This window comes from Chitinophaga sp. CCNWYY40 (assembly GCF_037483205.1).
In the GTDB taxonomy this organism is placed as follows: Bacteria; Bacteroidota; Bacteroidia; order Chitinophagales; family Chitinophagaceae; genus Chitinophaga; species Chitinophaga ginsengisegetis.
This window is the reverse complement of sequence record NZ_JBBHLF010000005.1, coordinates 208,962-228,230: the sequence shown is the minus strand read 5'-3', so window position 1 is coordinate 228,230 and position 19,269 is coordinate 208,962. Positions and strand designations below refer to the sequence as shown.

The 19,269-nt window shown below is 44.8% G+C and carries 18 protein-coding genes; 14 read left to right on the top strand and 4 right to left on the bottom strand.

Annotated elements, in window-relative coordinates; genetic code table 11:
- Positions 1 to 21 precede the first annotated feature (21 nt).
- The 11 genes from mscL (at position 22) to V7S65_RS19900 (ending at position 8,350) form a co-directional block, all read left to right on the top strand.
- The gene (gene mscL, locus V7S65_RS19950; RefSeq protein WP_336387816.1) at positions 22 to 450 is read left to right on the top strand and encodes a large conductance mechanosensitive channel protein MscL; all 429 of its coding nucleotides are present in this window, start codon (positions 22 to 24) and stop codon (positions 448 to 450) included.
- Positions 451 to 539: 89 nt separating this feature from the next.
- Positions 540 to 1,484 (top strand): DUF3078 domain-containing protein, encoded by a 945-nt coding sequence (locus V7S65_RS19945; RefSeq protein WP_336387817.1) that lies wholly within the window; start codon positions 540 to 542, stop codon positions 1,482 to 1,484.
- Positions 1,485 to 1,606: 122 nt separating this feature from the next.
- Positions 1,607 to 2,401 (top strand): segregation and condensation protein A, encoded by a 795-nt coding sequence (locus tag V7S65_RS19940; RefSeq protein WP_079469813.1) that lies wholly within the window; start codon positions 1,607 to 1,609, stop codon positions 2,399 to 2,401.
- Complete coding sequence (locus V7S65_RS19935) at positions 2,394 to 3,302, top strand: helix-turn-helix domain-containing protein (protein ID WP_111577029.1); 909 nt, start codon at positions 2,394 to 2,396, stop codon at positions 3,300 to 3,302. The genes V7S65_RS19940 and V7S65_RS19935 overlap by 8 nt, the downstream gene beginning before the upstream one ends.
- Before the next feature lie 103 nt (positions 3,303 to 3,405).
- The gene (locus V7S65_RS19930; protein ID WP_336387818.1) at positions 3,406 to 4,278 is read left to right on the top strand and encodes a pirin family protein; all 873 of its coding nucleotides are present in this window, start codon (positions 3,406 to 3,408) and stop codon (positions 4,276 to 4,278) included.
- A 35-nt stretch (positions 4,279 to 4,313) separates the two neighbouring features.
- Positions 4,314 to 4,841 (top strand): YceI family protein, encoded by a 528-nt coding sequence (locus V7S65_RS19925; RefSeq protein ID WP_079469810.1) that lies wholly within the window; start codon positions 4,314 to 4,316, stop codon positions 4,839 to 4,841.
- Between the two features lie 41 nt (positions 4,842 to 4,882).
- On the top strand, positions 4,883 to 5,530 hold the full coding sequence (locus V7S65_RS19920; RefSeq protein WP_336387819.1) for an NAD(P)H-dependent oxidoreductase: 648 nt from the start codon (positions 4,883 to 4,885) through the stop codon (positions 5,528 to 5,530).
- A gap of 160 nt (positions 5,531 to 5,690) precedes the next feature.
- Positions 5,691 to 6,101 (top strand): OsmC family protein, encoded by a 411-nt coding sequence (locus V7S65_RS19915; protein ID WP_079469807.1) that lies wholly within the window; start codon positions 5,691 to 5,693, stop codon positions 6,099 to 6,101.
- 176 nt (positions 6,102 to 6,277) lie between these two features.
- Positions 6,278 to 6,991: a pirin family protein gene (locus tag V7S65_RS19910; RefSeq protein WP_336387820.1), complete on the top strand. Its 714-nt coding sequence runs from the start codon at positions 6,278 to 6,280 to the stop codon at positions 6,989 to 6,991.
- A gap of 120 nt (positions 6,992 to 7,111) precedes the next feature.
- Positions 7,112 to 7,825: an HAD-IIB family hydrolase gene (locus V7S65_RS19905; protein ID WP_336387821.1), complete on the top strand. Its 714-nt coding sequence runs from the start codon at positions 7,112 to 7,114 to the stop codon at positions 7,823 to 7,825.
- 147 nt (positions 7,826 to 7,972) lie between these two features.
- Positions 7,973 to 8,350 carry a hypothetical protein gene (locus V7S65_RS19900; protein WP_079469804.1) on the top strand — a complete coding sequence of 126 codons (378 nt, stop codon included), beginning with the start codon at positions 7,973 to 7,975 and terminating at the stop codon, positions 8,348 to 8,350.
- On the opposite strand, the gene V7S65_RS19895 is transcribed toward V7S65_RS19900, so the two are convergent.
- The 3 genes from V7S65_RS19895 to dxs form a co-directional block, all read right to left on the bottom strand.
- Positions 8,351 to 9,457 carry a PAS domain-containing protein gene (locus V7S65_RS19895; protein WP_159454292.1) on the bottom strand — a complete coding sequence of 369 codons (1,107 nt, stop codon included), beginning with the start codon at positions 9,455 to 9,457 and terminating at the stop codon, positions 8,351 to 8,353.
- 133 nt (positions 9,458 to 9,590) lie between these two features.
- Positions 9,591 to 10,637 (bottom strand): flavin reductase family protein, encoded by a 1,047-nt coding sequence (locus V7S65_RS19890; protein ID WP_336387822.1) that lies wholly within the window; start codon positions 10,635 to 10,637, stop codon positions 9,591 to 9,593.
- 82 nt (positions 10,638 to 10,719) lie between these two features.
- Positions 10,720 to 12,645 carry a 1-deoxy-D-xylulose-5-phosphate synthase gene (gene dxs, locus V7S65_RS19885; protein WP_336387823.1) on the bottom strand — a complete coding sequence of 642 codons (1,926 nt, stop codon included), beginning with the start codon at positions 12,643 to 12,645 and terminating at the stop codon, positions 10,720 to 10,722.
- 222 nt (positions 12,646 to 12,867) lie between these two features.
- Between dxs and V7S65_RS19880 the strand changes: the two genes are divergently transcribed.
- On the top strand, positions 12,868 to 13,896 hold the full coding sequence (locus tag V7S65_RS19880) for a sensor histidine kinase (protein WP_079469800.1): 1,029 nt from the start codon (positions 12,868 to 12,870) through the stop codon (positions 13,894 to 13,896).
- 91 nt (positions 13,897 to 13,987) lie between these two features.
- On the top strand, positions 13,988 to 14,716 hold the full coding sequence (locus V7S65_RS19875) for a LytR/AlgR family response regulator transcription factor (RefSeq protein ID WP_079469799.1): 729 nt from the start codon (positions 13,988 to 13,990) through the stop codon (positions 14,714 to 14,716).
- Between the two features lie 82 nt (positions 14,717 to 14,798).
- Here V7S65_RS19875 and V7S65_RS19870 read toward each other — a convergent pair whose 3' ends face one another.
- Positions 14,799 to 15,554, bottom strand: a complete 756-nt coding sequence (locus V7S65_RS19870; protein WP_079469798.1) for a geranylgeranylglyceryl/heptaprenylglyceryl phosphate synthase — start codon at positions 15,552 to 15,554, stop codon at positions 14,799 to 14,801.
- Between the two features lie 326 nt (positions 15,555 to 15,880).
- On the opposite strand from V7S65_RS19870, the gene V7S65_RS19865 reads away from it, so the two are divergent.
- Complete coding sequence (locus V7S65_RS19865; RefSeq protein WP_336387824.1) at positions 15,881 to 19,177, top strand: vitamin B12-dependent ribonucleotide reductase; 3,297 nt, start codon at positions 15,881 to 15,883, stop codon at positions 19,175 to 19,177.
- Positions 19,178 to 19,269 lie beyond the last annotated feature (92 nt).

The following is a 19,269-nucleotide window of genomic DNA, read 5'->3' as shown; positions in this document are numbered from 1 at the left end:
AACCAATAAAAACCTTGCATTATGTCGTTCATCAAAGAGTTTAAGGAGTTTGCCATGAAAGGCAATGTAATGGATCTTGCTGTGGGTGTGATCATAGGTGGTGCGTTTGGAAAGATTGTTACATCTCTGGTAGATAATATCCTGATGCCTCTCGTTGGGGTATTTACCGGAGGAAGGAATTTTAATGACGTCTTTTATGTATTGGACACAAGTAAGGGAGAGGTGGCCACGCTGGCAGATGCGAAAGCCAAGGGCGTAGCGGTATTTGCTTACGGCGCTTTTATACAGAGCGTGATTGATTTCCTTATTATCGCCTTCTGTATTTTCCTGCTGGTAAAATTTATGAATAAGCTTACCAAGAAAAAAGAAGAAGCCCCTGCCCCGGCCGAACTGTCTACCCAGGAAAAACTGCTCATGGAAATTCGTGATGAACTGAAAAAATCCAGATAAATTTTTTTAAAAATACCCTTACCATCCCGTTTTTCCTTCCCGGAAGAAGTGGGATGGTTTATTACGTATACTCATTTAAACACAAATTGATGAAAAAAAATACTTTATCCATTGCCTGCTGTATGCTATTGTTTACGGCCGTGCACGCGCAAAATGACTGGATGAAGAAGTCGAGAGAAGAAGCTTCTGATAAAATCAAGAAAGACGCTAATGACACCATTCCCAAATTATGGAAAAAAGGGATGAACATTAACGTCAATATCAATCAGGGATCATTAAGTAACTGGGCTGCGGGTGGCGATAATTTTGCTTTCTCCCTTGGGTCCAATCTTTTTGCCTGGGCATTTTATAAAAACGGAAGACATTCCTGGGACAACGTGGCCGACCTCGCATATGGCTATATTAACACCACGAGTTTGGGCGGGCGCAAGAATGATGACCGTATTGACCTGACAACCAAGTATGGTTATGATATCGGCAAAAACTGGTATTTAAGCGGGTTAGTGAATCTGCGTACGCAATTCACCAATGGTTATTTGTATCCTTCAGATACTACGCCACAGTTGTCCTCAAAATTCTTCTCTCCTGCTTATGTGCTGGTGTCGCCGGGTTTTGACTATAAACCTGACAAATCATTTTCTTTATTCCTGTCGCCGATTACTTCCCGTTTTGTGTTTGTAATGGATGACGTACTCTCTAAACAGGGTGCTTATGGAGTGGATACGGGCTCGCATTTTAAATATGAAATAGGCGCCTACCTGTCTGCCAACTATATAAAGACTTTTGCCAAAAACATGACTTACAAAGGCCGGCTGGATTTATTTTCCGATTACAGGCATAACCCGGGAAATATCGATGTGTTTTTTACCAACGCATTGGAACTGAAGGTTAATAAGTGGATTTCCGCCCTGCTGACCGTAGATATGATATATGATGATGATGTAAAAGTATTTGAGAATAAGGAAACTGGTGTAATGGGGCCTCGTCTGCAAATAAAACAGGTGATAGGGGTTGGCTTTGCTGCCAAGTTCTGATTCGCCGGAATTTTGTTATTTTTGATATCGCACAGCGGCATGGAGCCAAGCAGCCGGTTATCTTGAACCGGGCATTTAATGACTCCGTGCAATTGTGCGATATCTTTTTAAAAAAATCTTTAATGAGCGAACAAGCACCTGTCTATAAGATCAAATTACCGCAATTTGAAGGTCCTTTCGACCTGTTGCTGTTCTTCATTGAACGTGATGAGCTGGATATCTACAATATCCCTATTAATACTCTCACACAGGACTTCCTGGATTATATCCATCATATTGAAACGTTGAATATTGAGCTGGCCAGTGAATTCATTCTCTTTGTATCTACCCTCATGCGTATCAAGGCCAAAATGTTGCTGCCACGCAAGGAGCTGGATGAGCAGGGAAATGAGATTGATCCCCGCATGGAGCTGATAGACAAGATCCTTGAATATAAGCGATACAAGCTGGCAGCCGCGGAACTGGCGGAAATGGAAGCAGACCGTATGCTGTCTGTAAAGCGTGGAAATATTGCAAAGGAACTGGCGGAGATCGGGGAAGTGACCAGTGAAGGTACCGAAGTACAGACACTCACGCTCTTCAAGCTGACAAAAACCTTTGAAAAGGTAATACAGCGCATGAAAGAGCGCGATAATAAGCCCCAGCATGTAGTATACAAGTACGACTATACGATGGAAGGCTCCAGAATGTATATGGAAGAGCTGGCGCGGGCGGAACGTACTTTATCTTTTGAAAAAATATTCGATCACTGTAAAGACCGTGTACATGCCATTTTCCTGTTCCTCAGTATGCTGGAACTGGTGCAGATGAAGCATATGGGGATTATGGTGGGAGAAGGCAGGAATAACTTTATTATTGAATACATTGATCCTTCCGAGAGGGAGGAGGAAACTGCAGGAACCTTAATAGATGGCTGAGAAACGTGAAAATATCGGGATTGTTTCCTTACCGGAATACTCGCATGCAGATCCGGGATTTGTGGTGTCTGGTCTTTGTGAATTAGGCAACAGTTTTTTTGATCAGATCGGCGTGCCGCACCGGCACGACTTCTACACCATTTACTGGATTAAGAAAGGTAAGCTGTTGCATACCATTGATGCAGTGACGCATGAGGTAAAGAAAAACACGTTGTTTTTTGTAGCTCCCGGCCAGGTGCATAACCTGCAGGCAACCGATAAAATAGATGGATACATGATTGCATTTCGTGATGCTTTCATGTGTTTAAAAGATCAGACGCAGGTATCCGGTATTAATTCCGGGTTGTTTTTCAATAGCCAGTTCAGCAGCGTTATTCATATTGATGATGAACAGGAGAAGGATATTGACGCTATTGTGCGCCTGATGATGAAAGAATTAACCCTGCGCGAACCTGAATACGAAATGGCCCTGCACGGACTGCTGCGTTATTTCCTGGTACTGGCTTCCCGCATAAAGGGAGAGAATGTGGCCATTACCCCTGAACAGCATGCTGCTCACAATAGTTCCATCTTCCTGAAATTTAAAAACCTGATAGAGGAAAAATACCAGGAATTAAAAACCGTATCTGATTATGCGGGCCTTTTACATATCAAACCTGTGCTGTTGAATGAAATCAGCAAGCAATTATCCGGTATTACTGCCGGGGAGCATATCCGTAACCGGGTGATCCTGGAAGCGCAGCGGTATTTGTATAATACAGACCTTACTGCCAAAGAAATTGCCTACAAGCTGGGTTTTGATGACCCGCACTATTTCAGCCGCTTTTTTAAGAAGTATACCAACCAGAGTCCTTCTGAATTTAAAGAGGCTTCCCGCACTTCTGTAGGCCCTTCTGTCTGAATTTTCCGGAATTTTAAAAAAAGTCCATCACTAGGAGTGTTTTATCCATTCTTAATGGATGTTGCAACATGTACTTTTGTGTTGTCTTAAGGAGGCAAACAATATGAAAACACGAAAACATGTAAGCCAGATCATAATTGCAGCCGCACCACACATGGTAGGTGATGGATTCAGGGTACAGAGTACCTTACCGGGCGGTACCCGTTCTGAAGGTAACAGGATCAGTCCTTTTATCATGATGGACTATGCAGCTCCCAACTACATCCCACCGAGTGTAAGACCCAAAGGTGTTGGCGAACATCCGCACAAAGGCTTTGAAACCGTTACCATCGTATACCAGGGCGAACTGGAACACCGGGATTCTACCGGTAGTCATGGTTTGTTGTTTCCGGGTGATGTGCAGTGGATGACAGCAGCCGGCGGCATCTTACATGAAGAAAAATACAGTGATGCATTCAGCAAACAAGGCGGGAAAGCAGAGTTTGCCCAGTTATGGGTAAATCTTCCCAAAGCATTTAAAAATAATCCTCCCTCCTATCAGAACCTTACCCAAGCAGCAATACCTGTGATAAAAGTAAGTGAAGAAGGATATGTGAGAGTAATTGCAGGTGAATATGATGGCGTGAAAGGCGCTGCCAGTACCTTTTCCCCGGTGAATGTTTATGATATCCATCTGAAAAAAGATGATAAGATCACTTTAAGCATACCGGAAAATTTTAACACGGCAGCAGTAGTATTCCGGGGAGAAGCAGATGTGAATGGTCAGCCGCTCAAAGGAGTAGAAACTGCACTCTTTGAAAAAGAGGGTACTGAAATAATCATCACCGCGCTGAAAGATACTGCCATGCTGGTGTTGAGCGGCGAACCGATTGATGAGCCAATTTTTGCTTACGGTCCGTTTGTGATGAATACGGAAGATGAAATCAGAACGGCGATAGATGACTACAACGCCGGTAAAATGGGAGTTTTAAACTAATTAAGCATTTAATAATACTAAAAAAACAAAATTATATGACAACCTGGAAAATTGATCCTTCACACAGTGACGTACAATTTAAAATAAAGCACCTGATGATTACGACTGTAACCGGTCAGTTTGCAAAATTTGATGGTACCATGCAGACCGTTGATAATGATTTCAGCACTGCCAACATTACATTTGAAGCAGACATCAACAGTATTTCCACGCAGAATGCGCAGCGTGATGCTCACCTGCAGGCAGGAGATTTCTTCGAAGCAGAAAAGTATCCTAAGCTCACATTCGTGTCTAAAGAAGTAAAGAAAATAGATGCCGATACATTTAAGCTGGTAGGTGATTTAACCATCCGCGACAATACCCGTCCTGTAGAGCTGAATGTTGAATTTGGCGGCGAAGTGGTAGATCCTTATGGTCAGACTAAAGCAGGATTTGAACTGAGCGGTAAAATTAACCGTAAAGATTTTGGTCTTACTTTCCACGCTACTACTGAAACCGGCGGTTTGCTGCTGAGTGATGAAGTAAAGCTGCTGGCCAGCGTGCAAATGGTAAAACAACAATAAGATAGTGTTTACCCGTTACAGATCATAATCTGTAGCGGGTAATGCTCAATAAAAATGAAATGGATATTCTGAATAAACTGGAATGGCGTTATGCCGTTAAGAAATTTGACCCGGCTAAGAAACTGAGTGCAGATCAGCTGGAGAAATTACTGGCCGCTACAAGACTCTCTGCCTCTTCCTACGGTTTACAACCGTATAAGATCCTGGTAGTAGAGAACCCTGCCGTACGTGAGCAATTGAAAGCAGTGTCCAACGGACAGTTGCAGGTTACGGATGCATCGCATCTGATCGTTTTTGCGAGGTATACCGATCTGAACGAAACCCACGTAGATGACTATATGAATAATGTGGCGGAAACGCGTAACATAGCTCCTGAACAACTGGCAGGTTTTTCAGGAGTAGTGAAGGGAACCGTTAACCGGTTAGGTGCAGAAGGAACAGCTGTATGGAGTGCAAAGCAGGCCTATCTTGCTTTAGGCACCCTGCTTACGGCAGCAGCTGTGGAAAACATTGATGCCTGTCCGATGGAAGGCTTTGATGCTGCCGGATACAACAGGGTATTAGGACTTACAGAGAAGGGCCTGGCTGCTGTAGTAGTTGCTGCGATAGGATTCAGAGCGCCCGATGATGTGATGCAACATGCCAGGAAAGTACGTAAGCCAATTGCAGAATTGGTAGAAATGATATAGGAATCAATTGACAGGAACCATGTACAGCCGCACAGGAAACTGTGCGGCTTTTTTATGCGCTTTTATGTTCCAGGAAGCTCCGGCATTTTTTATTGCCGATTAATTTGTAATTTGGGCCTCCGCACTGATTTTTCTAACAGGAAAAAAATAAAAATTTAACATGAAAAGATTTGCATCTGCCAATTGGCAAGGTACCGGTAAAGAAGGTAAAGGCACTTTAACTTCCCAGTCAACTGTATTAAACAAGACCCAGTACTCTTTCAGCAGCCGTTTTGAAGATGGTATTGGTACTAACCCTGAAGAACTGATTGCCGCAGCTCATGCCGGTTGTTTTACCATGAAACTGAGCTTTGTGATCACTGGCGCCGGTTTTACTCCCGGTAACATTGATACCAAATGCACAATCACTTTAGATAACGGTGCTATTACTACCAGCCACCTGGAAGTAACCGCCAGCGTAGAGGGCCTGGATGCCGCCAAATTCGCTGAATTTGTAGCGGATGCTGAGGCTAACTGCCCGGTGAGCAAAGTGCTGAATGCTACCATTACTACAGATGCGAAACTGGTGTAAATAGTTACCAGGCATCGTTACTGCTTTACGGATTTTTCATATGCATACCGTTTTTTCACGCGGGTAGTGCATAGAGAAATCCGTATTTTTTTGTCCACGCTTTTCAACATATGATCCATTCTCCACCGCTTTGTTTATAACGATATTTGTAGTGTTAAAACAAAGGAGATTTAGTTATGAAAAAAGTTATTCATCGTGCAGATACCAGGGGATATGCCAACCACGGCTGGCTGAAGAGCCACCATACTTTCAGCTTTGCTAACTATTATGATCCAAACAGGATTCACTTTGGCGCACTGCGTGTGTTGAATGATGATGCGGTAAAAGGTGGAATGGGTTTTGGCGCTCACCCGCATGATAATATGGAAATTGTATCTATTGTGTTGGATGGTGAATTGGCGCACAGCGATAACACCGGTAATAAAGAAGTGATCCGTAAAAATGATGTACAGATTATGAGTGCCGGAACAGGTGTGGTACACTCTGAGTTTAATGCGTCTAAAACGGAGGAGGTAAGCTTTCTGCAGATCTGGGTGATACCGAGAGATAGAAATGTAACGCCCCGTTATGATCAGCAAACATTTGATCCTGCCGCCCGTGAAAACGCTTTACAGGTGGTGATTTCACCGGATAAAAATGCCAACGGCCTGTGGCTGAACCAGGATGCCTGGTTTACATTAGGTAAATATGAAGCCGGTAAAACACTGGACATTGCAGCGAAAGCGCCCAACATAGGTACTTACCTGTTTTTGCTCAGCGGAGAATTGAAAGTAGATGAAGAAACATTAGCAACACGTGATGCAATCGGGTTATCTGAATATGACAAAGTAAGTATTGAAGTAATCAAACCGGCAGAGTTTTTGCTGATAGATGTACCAATGCTGAACTAATCACATCGTTATATACTAACCCGTTATATCTAAAAGAAGATCAGTCGTTACGGCTGGTCTTTTTTTTATATTTTTATCGGCATCCGCATTCATTGAAATCATTAAAAGCCACTACAACACATGTTATTAGCCACAGACCTGGACGGTACATTTTTAGGAGGTACAGCAGCAGATAAAGAACAATTATACAGTTTATTGCAGCAACAAAAAGATATACAGCTGGTGTTTGTAACCGGCCGGGGCATACCAAGTGTATTGTCGTTACTGGAGAATAATGCTTTGCCGCGGCCCGAATATATTATTGGAGATGTAGGGGCTACTGTTACCCACCTGCCTACATTAACGGCGGTGGAGCCGGTACAATCGCACATTGCGGCCAAATGGCCTGGTGATCATGTGAGAGAGACATTGAAAACAGTGAGAGGATTACTGCACCAGGACGCACATCAGCAGTACCGTTGTTCTTATTATTATAATGATAGCACTGATATTGAAGGCGCCCGTGAAATAGCGGCATCGCTGCAATGCGACCTGGTTTTATCTGCTGGAAAATACCTTGATATATTACCTGCCGGTGTAAATAAAGGGTTTACGTTGAAACAATTATTGCAGGTGCTGGCACTGCCTCATCAAAAGGTGCTGGTGGCCGGAGATTCTATGAATGATTATTCCATGTATGAATCCGGATTCAAAGGAGTGGTAGTAGGTGATTCGGAGCCCGAATTAATAGCGCGCACTGCAGGAATGTCGAATGTATTGCAGGCGCAGCGGGCAGGTGCAGGCGGCATCCTGGAAGCGATGAGTTTTTTTCCTGAGTTTGGCATTTATCTGTAAAAAGAAGTGCAAAAGTGAGGGGTGGAACAGAAAAAGATTGTACCTTAGAATAGGTCTTTTCTGGTAAATTAATATGGATATTGACAACAGCGTTTGGTATGATGAATAGTTTTTTAATCATCATTTAAATTGATAAATCAATACACCATGGAAATCACAACTCCCACTGAAGAGCTGCACCAGCAGCTGAATTCCTGGAAAGAAGAAGTAAATGAAGTAAGAACTGAAGTAAAAATGATGCGGGAGCGGTTGGAACAAATCGCGCTCAGCAAAGCTTCCCGGGATGTAATGACACAGGTTGAACATTTTGAAAACCGTTTACTGCGGCAACGTGAAGTAGCTGATGAAATGCATCACGACATCAAGCAGTGCGCTAAAAGAGTAGCCAACGCGCCGGTAACCGTAGTGCATGACGACCGTCCTATCGATGACTTTCAGACCATACAACATCGTATGGAAATTTTCCGGAAATTATATATGTCGTTAAAGGAAGACTTCAATCAATTTATACCTTACGAGGTGTGATTACTGGAGAGCTTTTACCTTATGCTCAATTTTATGAATGATTTCATCCAGCTGAAGGGTGGATTCATGCAGCCATTCCATGAGCTGGGTGTTGAGATGCAGGTCCTGGTTGCTTTTATCGAATAAGCCGGCAATGCTGAGTATAGATACTACCGGCCGGCGTATTTCGTGGGAATTGATCCAGGCAATTTCCTTGAGTGTTTCATTTTGTTCTTCCAGTTGCCTGGCTTGTTTTACGAGCTTGTCGATATCCTGTATCATCCCTATCATGCGATATGGGATATTATTTTCGTACATGATGAATGCACGGTCTACCACATATTTATAGCTGCCATCTGCACATTTAAAGCGGTATTCTTCCGACCAGTAGTTCAGATGTGCACGTTTGCAGCTATCAAGTGAAGAAATGATCCTGGCATGATCCGCGGGGTGTATATTATCCTGCCACCACTGCACCAGGTCGGTTTCATCATGGCTGTTATAATGGAAGAGATTATGTAGTCCGTGGTTCCAGGTAACGGCATTTGTTACGAGGTTTTTGTCGTATACAGCATCATTTGTAGCCTGCGCAAGCAGTTCATAGCGAATGCCCAGTTCACGCGCTTCTTTGGCGGCCCTCATTTGTGCATCCACGTCTTTGGCCATGATGAAGCGGGCATTTTTTCCGTAGTATACCGCGGGAAGGGAGTAGATCTCTACAAAAAAATTGGTGCCATCTTTTTTACGGTGTTTCCAGATGCCCCTGTATTCATCTCCATTGCACCGTTCTGCAGCATTTTCCAGCAGCAGTGGTATATCTTCTTCATTACGTATATCCTTTAACGTTAGGTTCAGGAAATCTTTCCTGTTGTACCCGTATTTTTCTACGGCAGCATTGTTAACAGATAAAAAGCGCATGGTGGCTTTTTCATAGATCCACATGGGGATCGGATATTCATTAAAAAGATGTTCGAACTGAAGGGGACGTTTGTCTGATAAGAATGTGGCGACAATCAGCAGGGCAAATACACTGCAAAGCGTTAGTATACTGAGTGACAGTAGTAATGAAGATGTTTGAAAACCGTTTTTAAACAGGAGATAGCTGTTAATAAAGATAACAACAAGCAAAAGCGATAAGCAAGTAATCTTTATCGGGGCATTTCGCATCACCTGATTTTCCTCATAATTTAGCCAAAATTTTAGCAACTAAAAAATAATATCAGATCGTTATGACTGATAATATTTTTTACATTATATGGTTTTATAATTCAAGGATCACTTCGTCGCTTGCGGGATATCCAACGCAGGTAAGTACGAGACCTTCGGCGAGTTCTTTATCGGTAAGGACTTCATTTACCGGCATCCATACTTTACCACTCACACACTGTGCCGTGCAGGAACCACATACGCCGCCTTTGCAGCTGTAGGGCAACAATATTTCGTTTGCCAATGCATAGTTCAGAATGGTTTGGTTACCGGGAACAGCCAGTTTGTATTCTGCATTGCGGTAGCGGATGATTACCTGTTTCAGGTCGTGATCCTGCGGCAATGGTGTTTTGGCGATCCGGGTATCTGTATTCACCACAAAGTTTTCTTTATGGAGCTGTGATTCCCGGAAGCCCATGAAGGTAAGCGTGAGCAGGATAGTGCGCATATAATCGGGAGGGCCACAAAGAAAGAATTGCGAATCTTCCCGGTGGTAACGAATATGGGTATTTACCAGTTGTTCCAGTAAAATATTATTAAGCCTTCTGTAGGTATGATGACTATCCGGATCGTTGCTGAAAAGCCAGATGCATTCCAGTTGCTGCGGGTAACGCTTTTGCCACGTCAGCAATGCTTCATAAAAGATGGTTCTTTCGGGGGTGGTGTTGCTGTAAATCAGTTTAACGTGGGCATTGGGCTCCGTTGTTAATATCTGTTTCAGCAGCGAAAATACGGGCGTTATACCGCTTCCTGCAGCCAGAAGGAAAATGTCTTTCTCCGCAACGCCCGATTTTTCGTAAGTGAACCGGCCGGAAGGTTCCAGTGCGGTAACGATATCATTTACTTTCCAGGTATGGATAAGGTGACGTGATATTTCCCCGTTTTCTTTTTCGCGGATCGTTACAGACAGAAAGGAATCCACGCCTGGTGTGGAGCTGAAAGAATAAGAACGTCTGTATTCTTTATTGTTGAGTGCAATGAGAAAGGTGAGGAATTGTCCGGCGATGTATTCCAGTGGTTCCGGCGATGTATTTTCCAGCTTATAAGTATAAGTACCGGGTGTTTCGCGTATGATCTCCGTTATCCTGAGCTGAAAATACATGGTATAAAAAAGTTTAGCTATTTAAATATTCAATTTCTGTGGAAATCAAATATTCAAATAGCTAAATAACTAAATTCTTTTATTAAATAGTGACGGTAATTTTTTCTTTCAGCATATCCCTGGTGGTGCGTGCAACACCAGCAGCATCATAACCACATTCGCGGTATAATTCTTCCGGCTTGCCATGTTCCACAATTCTATCGGGGATACCTAATCTTTTAACGGTTGCCTTATAGTTGTTGGCTGCCATGAATTCGATAACGGCGCTGCCGAAACCACCTACAATGGTACCATCTTCCACAGTAATTATTTTGTCGAACGACTGGAAGATTTCGTGCAGCATGGTTTCATCCAATGGTTTTACAAAGCGCATATCGTAGTGAGCGGGTTGTAATCCGTCTCCTATCAATTCTTTACATGCTTCAGCCACGAAGTTGCCGGTATGTCCGAGGGAGAGGATAGCGATATCTTTTCCGTCGCGGATTTTGCGGCCGGTACCTGCTTTGATGGCTTTAAACGGTGTACGCCATTCCGGCATTACGCCTTGTCCGCGTGGATAGCGGATTACATAAGGCATATCATTTTCCGGCAGTTGTGCGCTGTACATCAGGTTGCGCATTTCTTCCTCATTCATGGGCGCGCTGATGATCACGTTGGGGATACTGCGCATATAGGCAATATCGTAGGCGCCGTGATGGGTAGGTCCGTCTTCTCCTACGAGTCCCGCCCTGTCGAGGCAGAATATCACGGGTAGTTTCTGGATGGCTACATCATGTACGGCCTGATCGAAGGCACGTTGGAAGAAGGAAGAGTAGATGTTACAGAAAACGCGCATGCCCTGTGTTGCCATGCCGGCAGAGAGGGTAACCGCATGTTGTTCGCAGATGCCCACGTCGAAGGCTCTTTGCGGCATTTTCTCCATCATAAATTTGAGGGAGGAGCCGGAAGGCATAGCGGGGGTGATACCGATAATTTTATCGTTTTGTTCTGCGAGTTCAATGATGGTATGGCCAAAAACGTCCTGGTATTTGGGAGGTTGCGGGCTGGTGACCGGTTTTTTGAATATTTCGCCGGTAATTTTATCGAAGAGACCCGGCGCGTGCCAGGTGGTTTGGTCCTTTTCTGCGAGTGCATAGCCTTTACCTTTGGTGGTAACGATGTGCAGCAGTTTCGGGCCGGGAATATCTTTCAGATCCTGGAGGGTATCCGCCAGTTTGGTGATGTTATGTCCGTCGATGGGGCCAAAGTAGCGCATCTTCAGTGCTTCGAAGAGGTTGCTGGATTTTGACACCACGCCTTTTAGGCTGGCTTCCAGTTTGGAGGCCATGTCGCGGGTAAATTTCTTTCCTACAGGTAATTTGCCCAGCAGGTTCCACACATCATCCCTTACCTTGTTATAGGTGGGGGAAGTGGTGATATCTGTGAGGTATTCTTTCAGCGCGCCCACATTAGGATCTATGGACATGCAGTTATCGTTCAGGATAATGAGTACGTTGGCGTTTGCCACACCGGCGTGGTTGAGGGCTTCGAAGGCCATACCTGCGGTCATGGCGCCGTCGCCGATCACTGCAATATGCTGGCGGTCGAATTCTCCTTTATAATGGGAGGCCATTGCCATGCCCAGTGCTGCGGAGATGGAAGTGGATGAGTGTCCTACGCCGAAGGTATCGTAGCGGCTTTCATCTCTTTTAGGAAATCCGCTGAGGCCCTTATATTTCCTGTTGGTAGGAAATGTTTCCCGGCGACCGGTGAGAATTTTATGGCCGTATGCCTGATGGCCCACGTCCCATACCAGCTGATCGTAAGGAGTATTAAAAACGTAATGCAAAGCGACTGTCAGCTCCACTACACCAAGACTGGCCGCAAAGTGGCCACCATGCACACTTACTACGTCAATAATGTATTGACGCAGCTCCTCACATACCTGGTGAAGCTGTTCTTTATTCAGCTTTCGCAAATCAGCGGGATATTCTATCTGGCTCAACAGTTGACCTGCCTTTATATTCATAATTGGGCTCAGGGTTTATATGAAGTAACAAAAATACATAAAAATATGTGGTAAATAGTGTAAGTATGACAGGAAAATAGGACAGTTCCGTGATATTTCGCCATTCAGATACAGCCATCTGCCATTTACCTTTTTTGATTCACCATTTATAACATTTAGGTTTCTGCAGGGGGCGCTGTAGGGTATTTTTGGAATATAGGTGAAGTTTACTAATTTGATTGAATGTTTAAACAAATAAACAAATATTGGTGGTGCCAGATATTGGGGTGGTCGGCATATTTTCTGATCAATGTTTTCTTCGCCTTTTCTGTTTACAGAAAAACGTCTCCGGACGCGGCTTATTATCTGAATCTGGTAATTTTTGTGTTATTCGGTTTTATAGCCACTCATTTTTTCCGTAACCTGATTCACCGGTTTGCGTGGGTGAACTATAATTTTGAGAACCAGATCCTGCTGTTCATCGGGTTAATGACGGGATCGGGGCTGGTATCGTATATTGGATATTACTTTTTTGGGATATACCTGTTGCACTTATCGGATACGCCCATCCAGGTGGGGATTGTAGGTTCTTTCCTGATCACTACCATCTGGTGGTTTCTATATTTCATATGGCACTACATTGAAAGGAACCGGCGGTCGCAGGTGGATCAGTTAAAGCTGGAAGCTACTGTGAAGGAGCTGGAGCTGAAAACGATTAAAGCGCAGCTGAATCCGCATTTTATTTTTAACGCACTGAACAGTATCCGGGCGCTGGTAGATGAAAACCCCCAACGGGCAAGAACTGCCATCACAGAGCTTTCCAATATCCTGCGAAGCTCTATGCAAACGGAGAAGGCGGAAACGGTGAGTCTGGAAAACGAATTGAATATAGTAAAGGATTACCTTGCATTGGAACATATCCGGTTTGAGGAGCGTTTGAGTGTAAAGTATGAGATTGACCCGGATACGCTGGAGTTACAAGTACCTCCTATGATGTTGCAAACGCTGGTGGAAAATGCCATTAAACATGGGATTTCCCGGATCATCAGGGGCGGGTTCGTTTATATTCACTCTTCCCTGAAGGGTATGCAGCATGTAATTACCATTGAAAACACCGGTCAGCTTGTAGAAAACAATATGAACGGGCATGGCTTTGGATTACAAAGCACCCGGCAGCGGTTGAGCCTTTTGTTTGGAAGCAGGGCTTCCTTTGAAATCAGGAATAAAGATGAGCAAACGGTAGAAGCTACTGTAGTGATGCCTTTGCTCTAAATCACTTGTTATAAACTGCTGTAGCCGGATAAACTGGTTATAGCTATTATTTTTAAATCAATTAAATCATCAACCAAACTTCATATTGCCAATGAAAAAAGCATTGATAATAGATGATGAACGCCTGGCCAGGAGTGAGTTAAAGAAATTGCTGGCAGATCACCCGGAAATAGTGGTGGTAGGAGAAGCTGTGAACGCGAAGGATGGTATAGAAAAGATAGAAACGCTTCATCCCGACCTACTGTTCCTGGATATTCAGATGCCTGATAAAACGGGCTTTGACTTGCTGGCAGAGCTGGAAAAAACACCACAGGTGATTTTCACTACTGCATATGATGAGTATGCGCTGAAAGCATTTGAGTACAACGCGCTGGACTACCTGTTAAAGCCGGTAGAGCCCAAGCGGCTGGCAGATGCGATCCACAAACTGCATCAGCAGGATGAAAAGGACCGTTTGGCGGCATCCGGTGGTATCCGTAATTTATTGTCTGAGAATGACCAGGTTTTTGTGAAAGATGGCGACAGGTGCTGGTTTGTGAAGCTGCAGGAGATCCGGCTTTTTGAAAGTGTGGGGAACTATGCACGGGTATATTTTGAAACCAACAAACCTTTGATCCTCAAATCATTGAATGCGCTGGAAGAAAGACTGGACGAGCGTACTTTTTTCCGTGCAAACCGTAAACATATTGTGAATCTGCGGATGATCGAGAAAATTGATACTTATTTTAATGGCGGTCTGTTGCTGGAAATGCGCGGAGGCGAAAAAATTGAAGTAAGCCGCAGACAGGCAGTGAAGTTTAAAGAAATGATGAGCCTGTAAGCATTTGGCGATCAGCTATTAAAGCGAATGACAGCAGGATATCTGCTGTCATTCGCTTTATATCTTTTAAGTCAAATCTGTTTTATGCTTTCACGGGAACAGAATGCACCGCATCTGCCAGTTCCTTGATGAGAGAGAGATCTTTCTCAATAGCATTACCTACTACGAGAATATCCGCGCCTGCTTTACAGTTCAGGTAAGCCTTTTCTGCATCCCTGATACCTCCTCCTACGATAATAGGAGCCTGTACCTGGCTGGCCACCCGGCTGATCATACTTTCTGTGATAGGTACACGGGCGCCGCTGCCGGCATCCATATAAATCACTTTCATTCCCAGCATTTCTCCTGCTATTGCGGTACACATGGCAATATCTGCCTTGTCTGCCGGGATAGGCATGGTGTTACTGATATAAGAAACAGTTGTGGGTGCTCCGCCGTCGATTACCATGTAACCGGTTGAAATTACTTCCAGTCCGCTTTTCTTCACGGCAGCAGCAGATACTACATGCTGACCGATCAGTAATTCGGGGTTTCTGCCGGAAATTACAGACAGATAGAGTAAGGCATCGGCATATTTTGATACCTGAGAAGGGCTTCCGGGAAATAATACAACGGGAATGTTGCAGCTGGCTTTCAGCTGTTGTACGCATTCATCAAGGTGATCAGAAATCACCAGACTACCTCCAAGGAAGATATAATCAACTTTGGCAGCAGTGCATTTATCAGCAATCTCTATGATTCCGGCAGGTGTCACCTTATCCGGATCAATTAAAACCGCGAATGCCTTTTCCTTTTTAGCCTTTCTTTCGATGAACGAAGTGTATATGTTATTGTACATCAATAGCGCATTGTTCCGGTTGTCGCAAATGTATAATATTTTTATTAATAACACACATTGCTAAATAAATATGCATTCAATTCATTTTCTATTCATGAACTTCATGATACCTAGCTGATTATGTGTGACAGAACTGTGAACGTTTTGTTAATGACAAATTTTAAGCCGGATTTCTTTTGGCTCTATAACAAACGTGTTGGCAAACTGTTTGCGCAATTATCCACAATCTGTGCAAAATAAATGAGTCGCTCCAGGCATTTTAAAATTAATTTTAGAGTACTCCGCTATACTAACTCATTTATATCATCTAAGAAAAATTTACGGGCATGAAAAATCCAGTCAATAGTAAGAATGGGCTTGCGTTTTCCCGCCATTTTACGAAAGAAGGTGTGAGTCCTTACGATCAGTTTACGTATGAGCTCCGCTCCTCTGTGATCCGTAATCCTGGTGGCGACGTAGTATTCGAAATGAACAACGTGGAAGTACCGGCAGCCTGGTCGCAAATTGCTACCGACATCCTGGCGCAGAAATATTTCCGCAAAGCCGGGGTGCCACAGGCTGATGGAACTTCAGGGAGGGAAACTTCTGTGAAACAGGTGGTACATCGTATGGCCAACTGCTGGCGTGCCTGGGGAGAAAAATACGGCTATTTCGCTTCTGCAGAAGATGCCCGGGTATTTTATGAGGAACTGACCTACAGCATGCTCAACCAGTCGTGTGTGCCTAACTCCCCGCAGTGGTTCAATACCGGTTTATTTGAGAGCTATGGTATTAAAGGTAAGCCGCAGGGGCATTATTATGTGGAGCAGCATACGGGTACCCTGGAAAAGTCTACCTCTGCTTATGAGCGGCCTCAGCCTCATGCCTGTTTTATATTAAGTGTAAATGATGACCTGGTGAATGAAGGCGGAATAATGGATTTATGGATGCGGGAAGCGCGTATCTTTAAATATGGTTCCGGCGTTGGTACTAATTTTTCGCATATCCGGGGAGATGGGGAAAAGCTTAGTGGTGGCGGAACTTCCAGTGGATTAATGAGCTTTCTGAAGATCGGTGACCGGGCAGCGGGAGCTATTAAGTCGGGTGGTACCACCAGGAGGGCGGCAAAAATGGTGTGCCTGGATCTTGATCACCCGGAGATCATGGAATTTGTGAACTGGAAAGTTGAGGAAGAAAAGAAGGTGGCAGCGCTGATTGCCGCCGGGTATTCTTCTGATTATGAGGGAGATGCATATAAAACAGTATCCGGTCAGAATTCCAATAACTCGGTGCGGGTGCCGAATTCTTTTTTCCGGGTACTGGAAGCAGATGGCGAATGGGAGCTGAAGGCCAGGAGTACCGGTAAAACCGTGAAAACGGTAAAGGCAAAGGATCTCTGGGACCAGATTACCTATGCCGCCTGGCGCTGTGCAGATCCCGGTACTCAATATGATACTACTATCAATGAGTGGCATACGTGTCCGCAGGGCGGGCGTATTAACGCCTCCAATCCGTGTTCGGAGTATATGTTTCTTGATAATACAGCCTGTAACCTGGCTTCTGTGAACCTCAGGCAGTTTTTCAATGATGAAAAGAACCTGTTTGACGTGCCGGGCTTTGAGTATACCGTGAGATTATGGACAGTAGTGCTGGAAATTTCCGTACTGATGGCGCAGTTTCCATCTAAAGAGGTGGCGCAGCTCAGTTACGAGTATCGCACGTTGGGGCTGGGGTATGCTAACCTGGGTTCCATGCTGATGGTGAGTGGTATTGCGTACGACAGTGAGGAGGCGCGTGGCATATCGGGGGCAATATCTGCTATCATGACGGGGATTGCCTACAAAACATCTGCGGAGATGGCTGCACACCTGGGCGCCTTTCCACGGTATGAGGAAAACCGGGAGGATATGTTGCGGGTGATGCGGAATCACCGGGCGGCGGCATATGATGCATCTGACGCATATGATGGACTGGAAATAAGACCCAAAGGCATTGACGCGCGGTATTGCGCGGATTATTTATTAAAGTCGGCCACTAAGGCCTGGGATGAGGCGGTGAAGCTGGGAGAGCAATATGGTTACCGCAATGCGCAGGCAACGGTGATTGCACCTACCGGTACTATCGGCCTGGTGATGGATTGTGACACGACTGGTGTGGAGCCTGATTTTGCATTGGTGAAATTCAAAAAGCTTTCTGGTGGCGGTTATTTTAAGATTATTAACCAGTCTATCCCTACGGCGTTGCAAAACCTGGGATATTCTTCCCATGAAATAAAGGCGATTGTGGATTACGCAAAGGGTACCGGCAATTTTGCCGGGGCGCCTTATATTAATCATCAGTCGCTGAGTGAGAAGGGGTTTATGGGAGAAGAGCTGAAGAAGCTGGATACTGCTGTTTCTTCTTCTTTTGATATATCATTTGTATTTAATGTTTACACATTGGGCGAAGAATGTTTGCAGCGGTTAGGATTTAAGGCGGAGGAATATTACAGTCTTGAGTTCAGCCTGTTGCATGCTTTGGGATTTACGGATGAGCAGATAGAGGCGGCGAATGATTATGTGTGCGGAACAATGACTGTGGAGGGCGCGCCTTACCTGAAGGAGGCTCATTTGCCGGTGTTTGATTGCGCCAATAAGTGCGGCAAGCATGGAGAGAGATACATACATGCGCATGGCCATATCAGGATGATGGCGGCGGTGCAGCCTTTTATTTCCGGGGCTATTTCCAAAACCATTAATCTGCCGAACGAGGCGACTGTGGATGAAATTGCGGACGCCTACAAGCTGAGCTGGGAGCTTGGGTTGAAAGCCTGTGCTTTGTACAGGGATGGCAGTAAGTTAAGTCAGCCTTTGAGTAACAAGAGCGATAAAAAGAAAAAGGCGGAGGCTGTAACCGAGCCTGCAACCGGGCAGGATCTGCAGCAGCTGACGATAGATGAGTTGCTGGAAGAAGTGAACAAGCGCATGCTGGCCAGCAGGGACACAACATTGAAGCGTCAGTTGTCGAGGATTGTAGAGCGGCAAAGTTTGCCATCCAAACGGGGAGGATTCACGCAAAAGGCGAATGTGGGGGGCCAGGTGATTTTTGTGCGTACCGGAGAATATAATGATGGTACGTTGGGAGAGATATTTATTGATCTGGCGAAAGAGGGCTCTACTTTACGGAGTTTGATGAACTGTTTTGCCATTGCAGTTTCTGTGGGTTTGCAATATGGGGTTCCGCTGGAGGAGTTTGTAGATAAGTTTGTATTTACGCGGTTTGAGCCGGCCGGGATGGTAGATCATCCGAATATTAAATCGGCCACCTCACTGATTGATTATATTTTCCGGGTATTGGGATACGAGTATCTGGGGCGTACGGACCTGGTGCATGTGCTTGACGCACCTGGTAATACGGGTGAAGGGGATGCGGATGAGGACGTGGAGGCTCCGTTGCCGGGGCGGGTAAGTAATAGCGGGCAGGCTGCGCCGCGTGTTCCCAAAAAGCAGGCGGCTACTGCGTTTCAGCAGGAAAGCGGTACACAGGATTACCTGAAAAGTATGCAAAGTGATGCGCCTGCGTGTAATACCTGCGGGCATATCACGGTACGTTCGGGAACTTGCTATAAATGTTTGAATTGCGGTACCAGCATGGGTTGCAGCTGATTGATGTTGCAACTTCTTGTTAATGATATGTTATTTAGCCTCTAAAATTTCAAAGAAAAATAACATGCCCTTACCTTTGTATTCAAATAGGG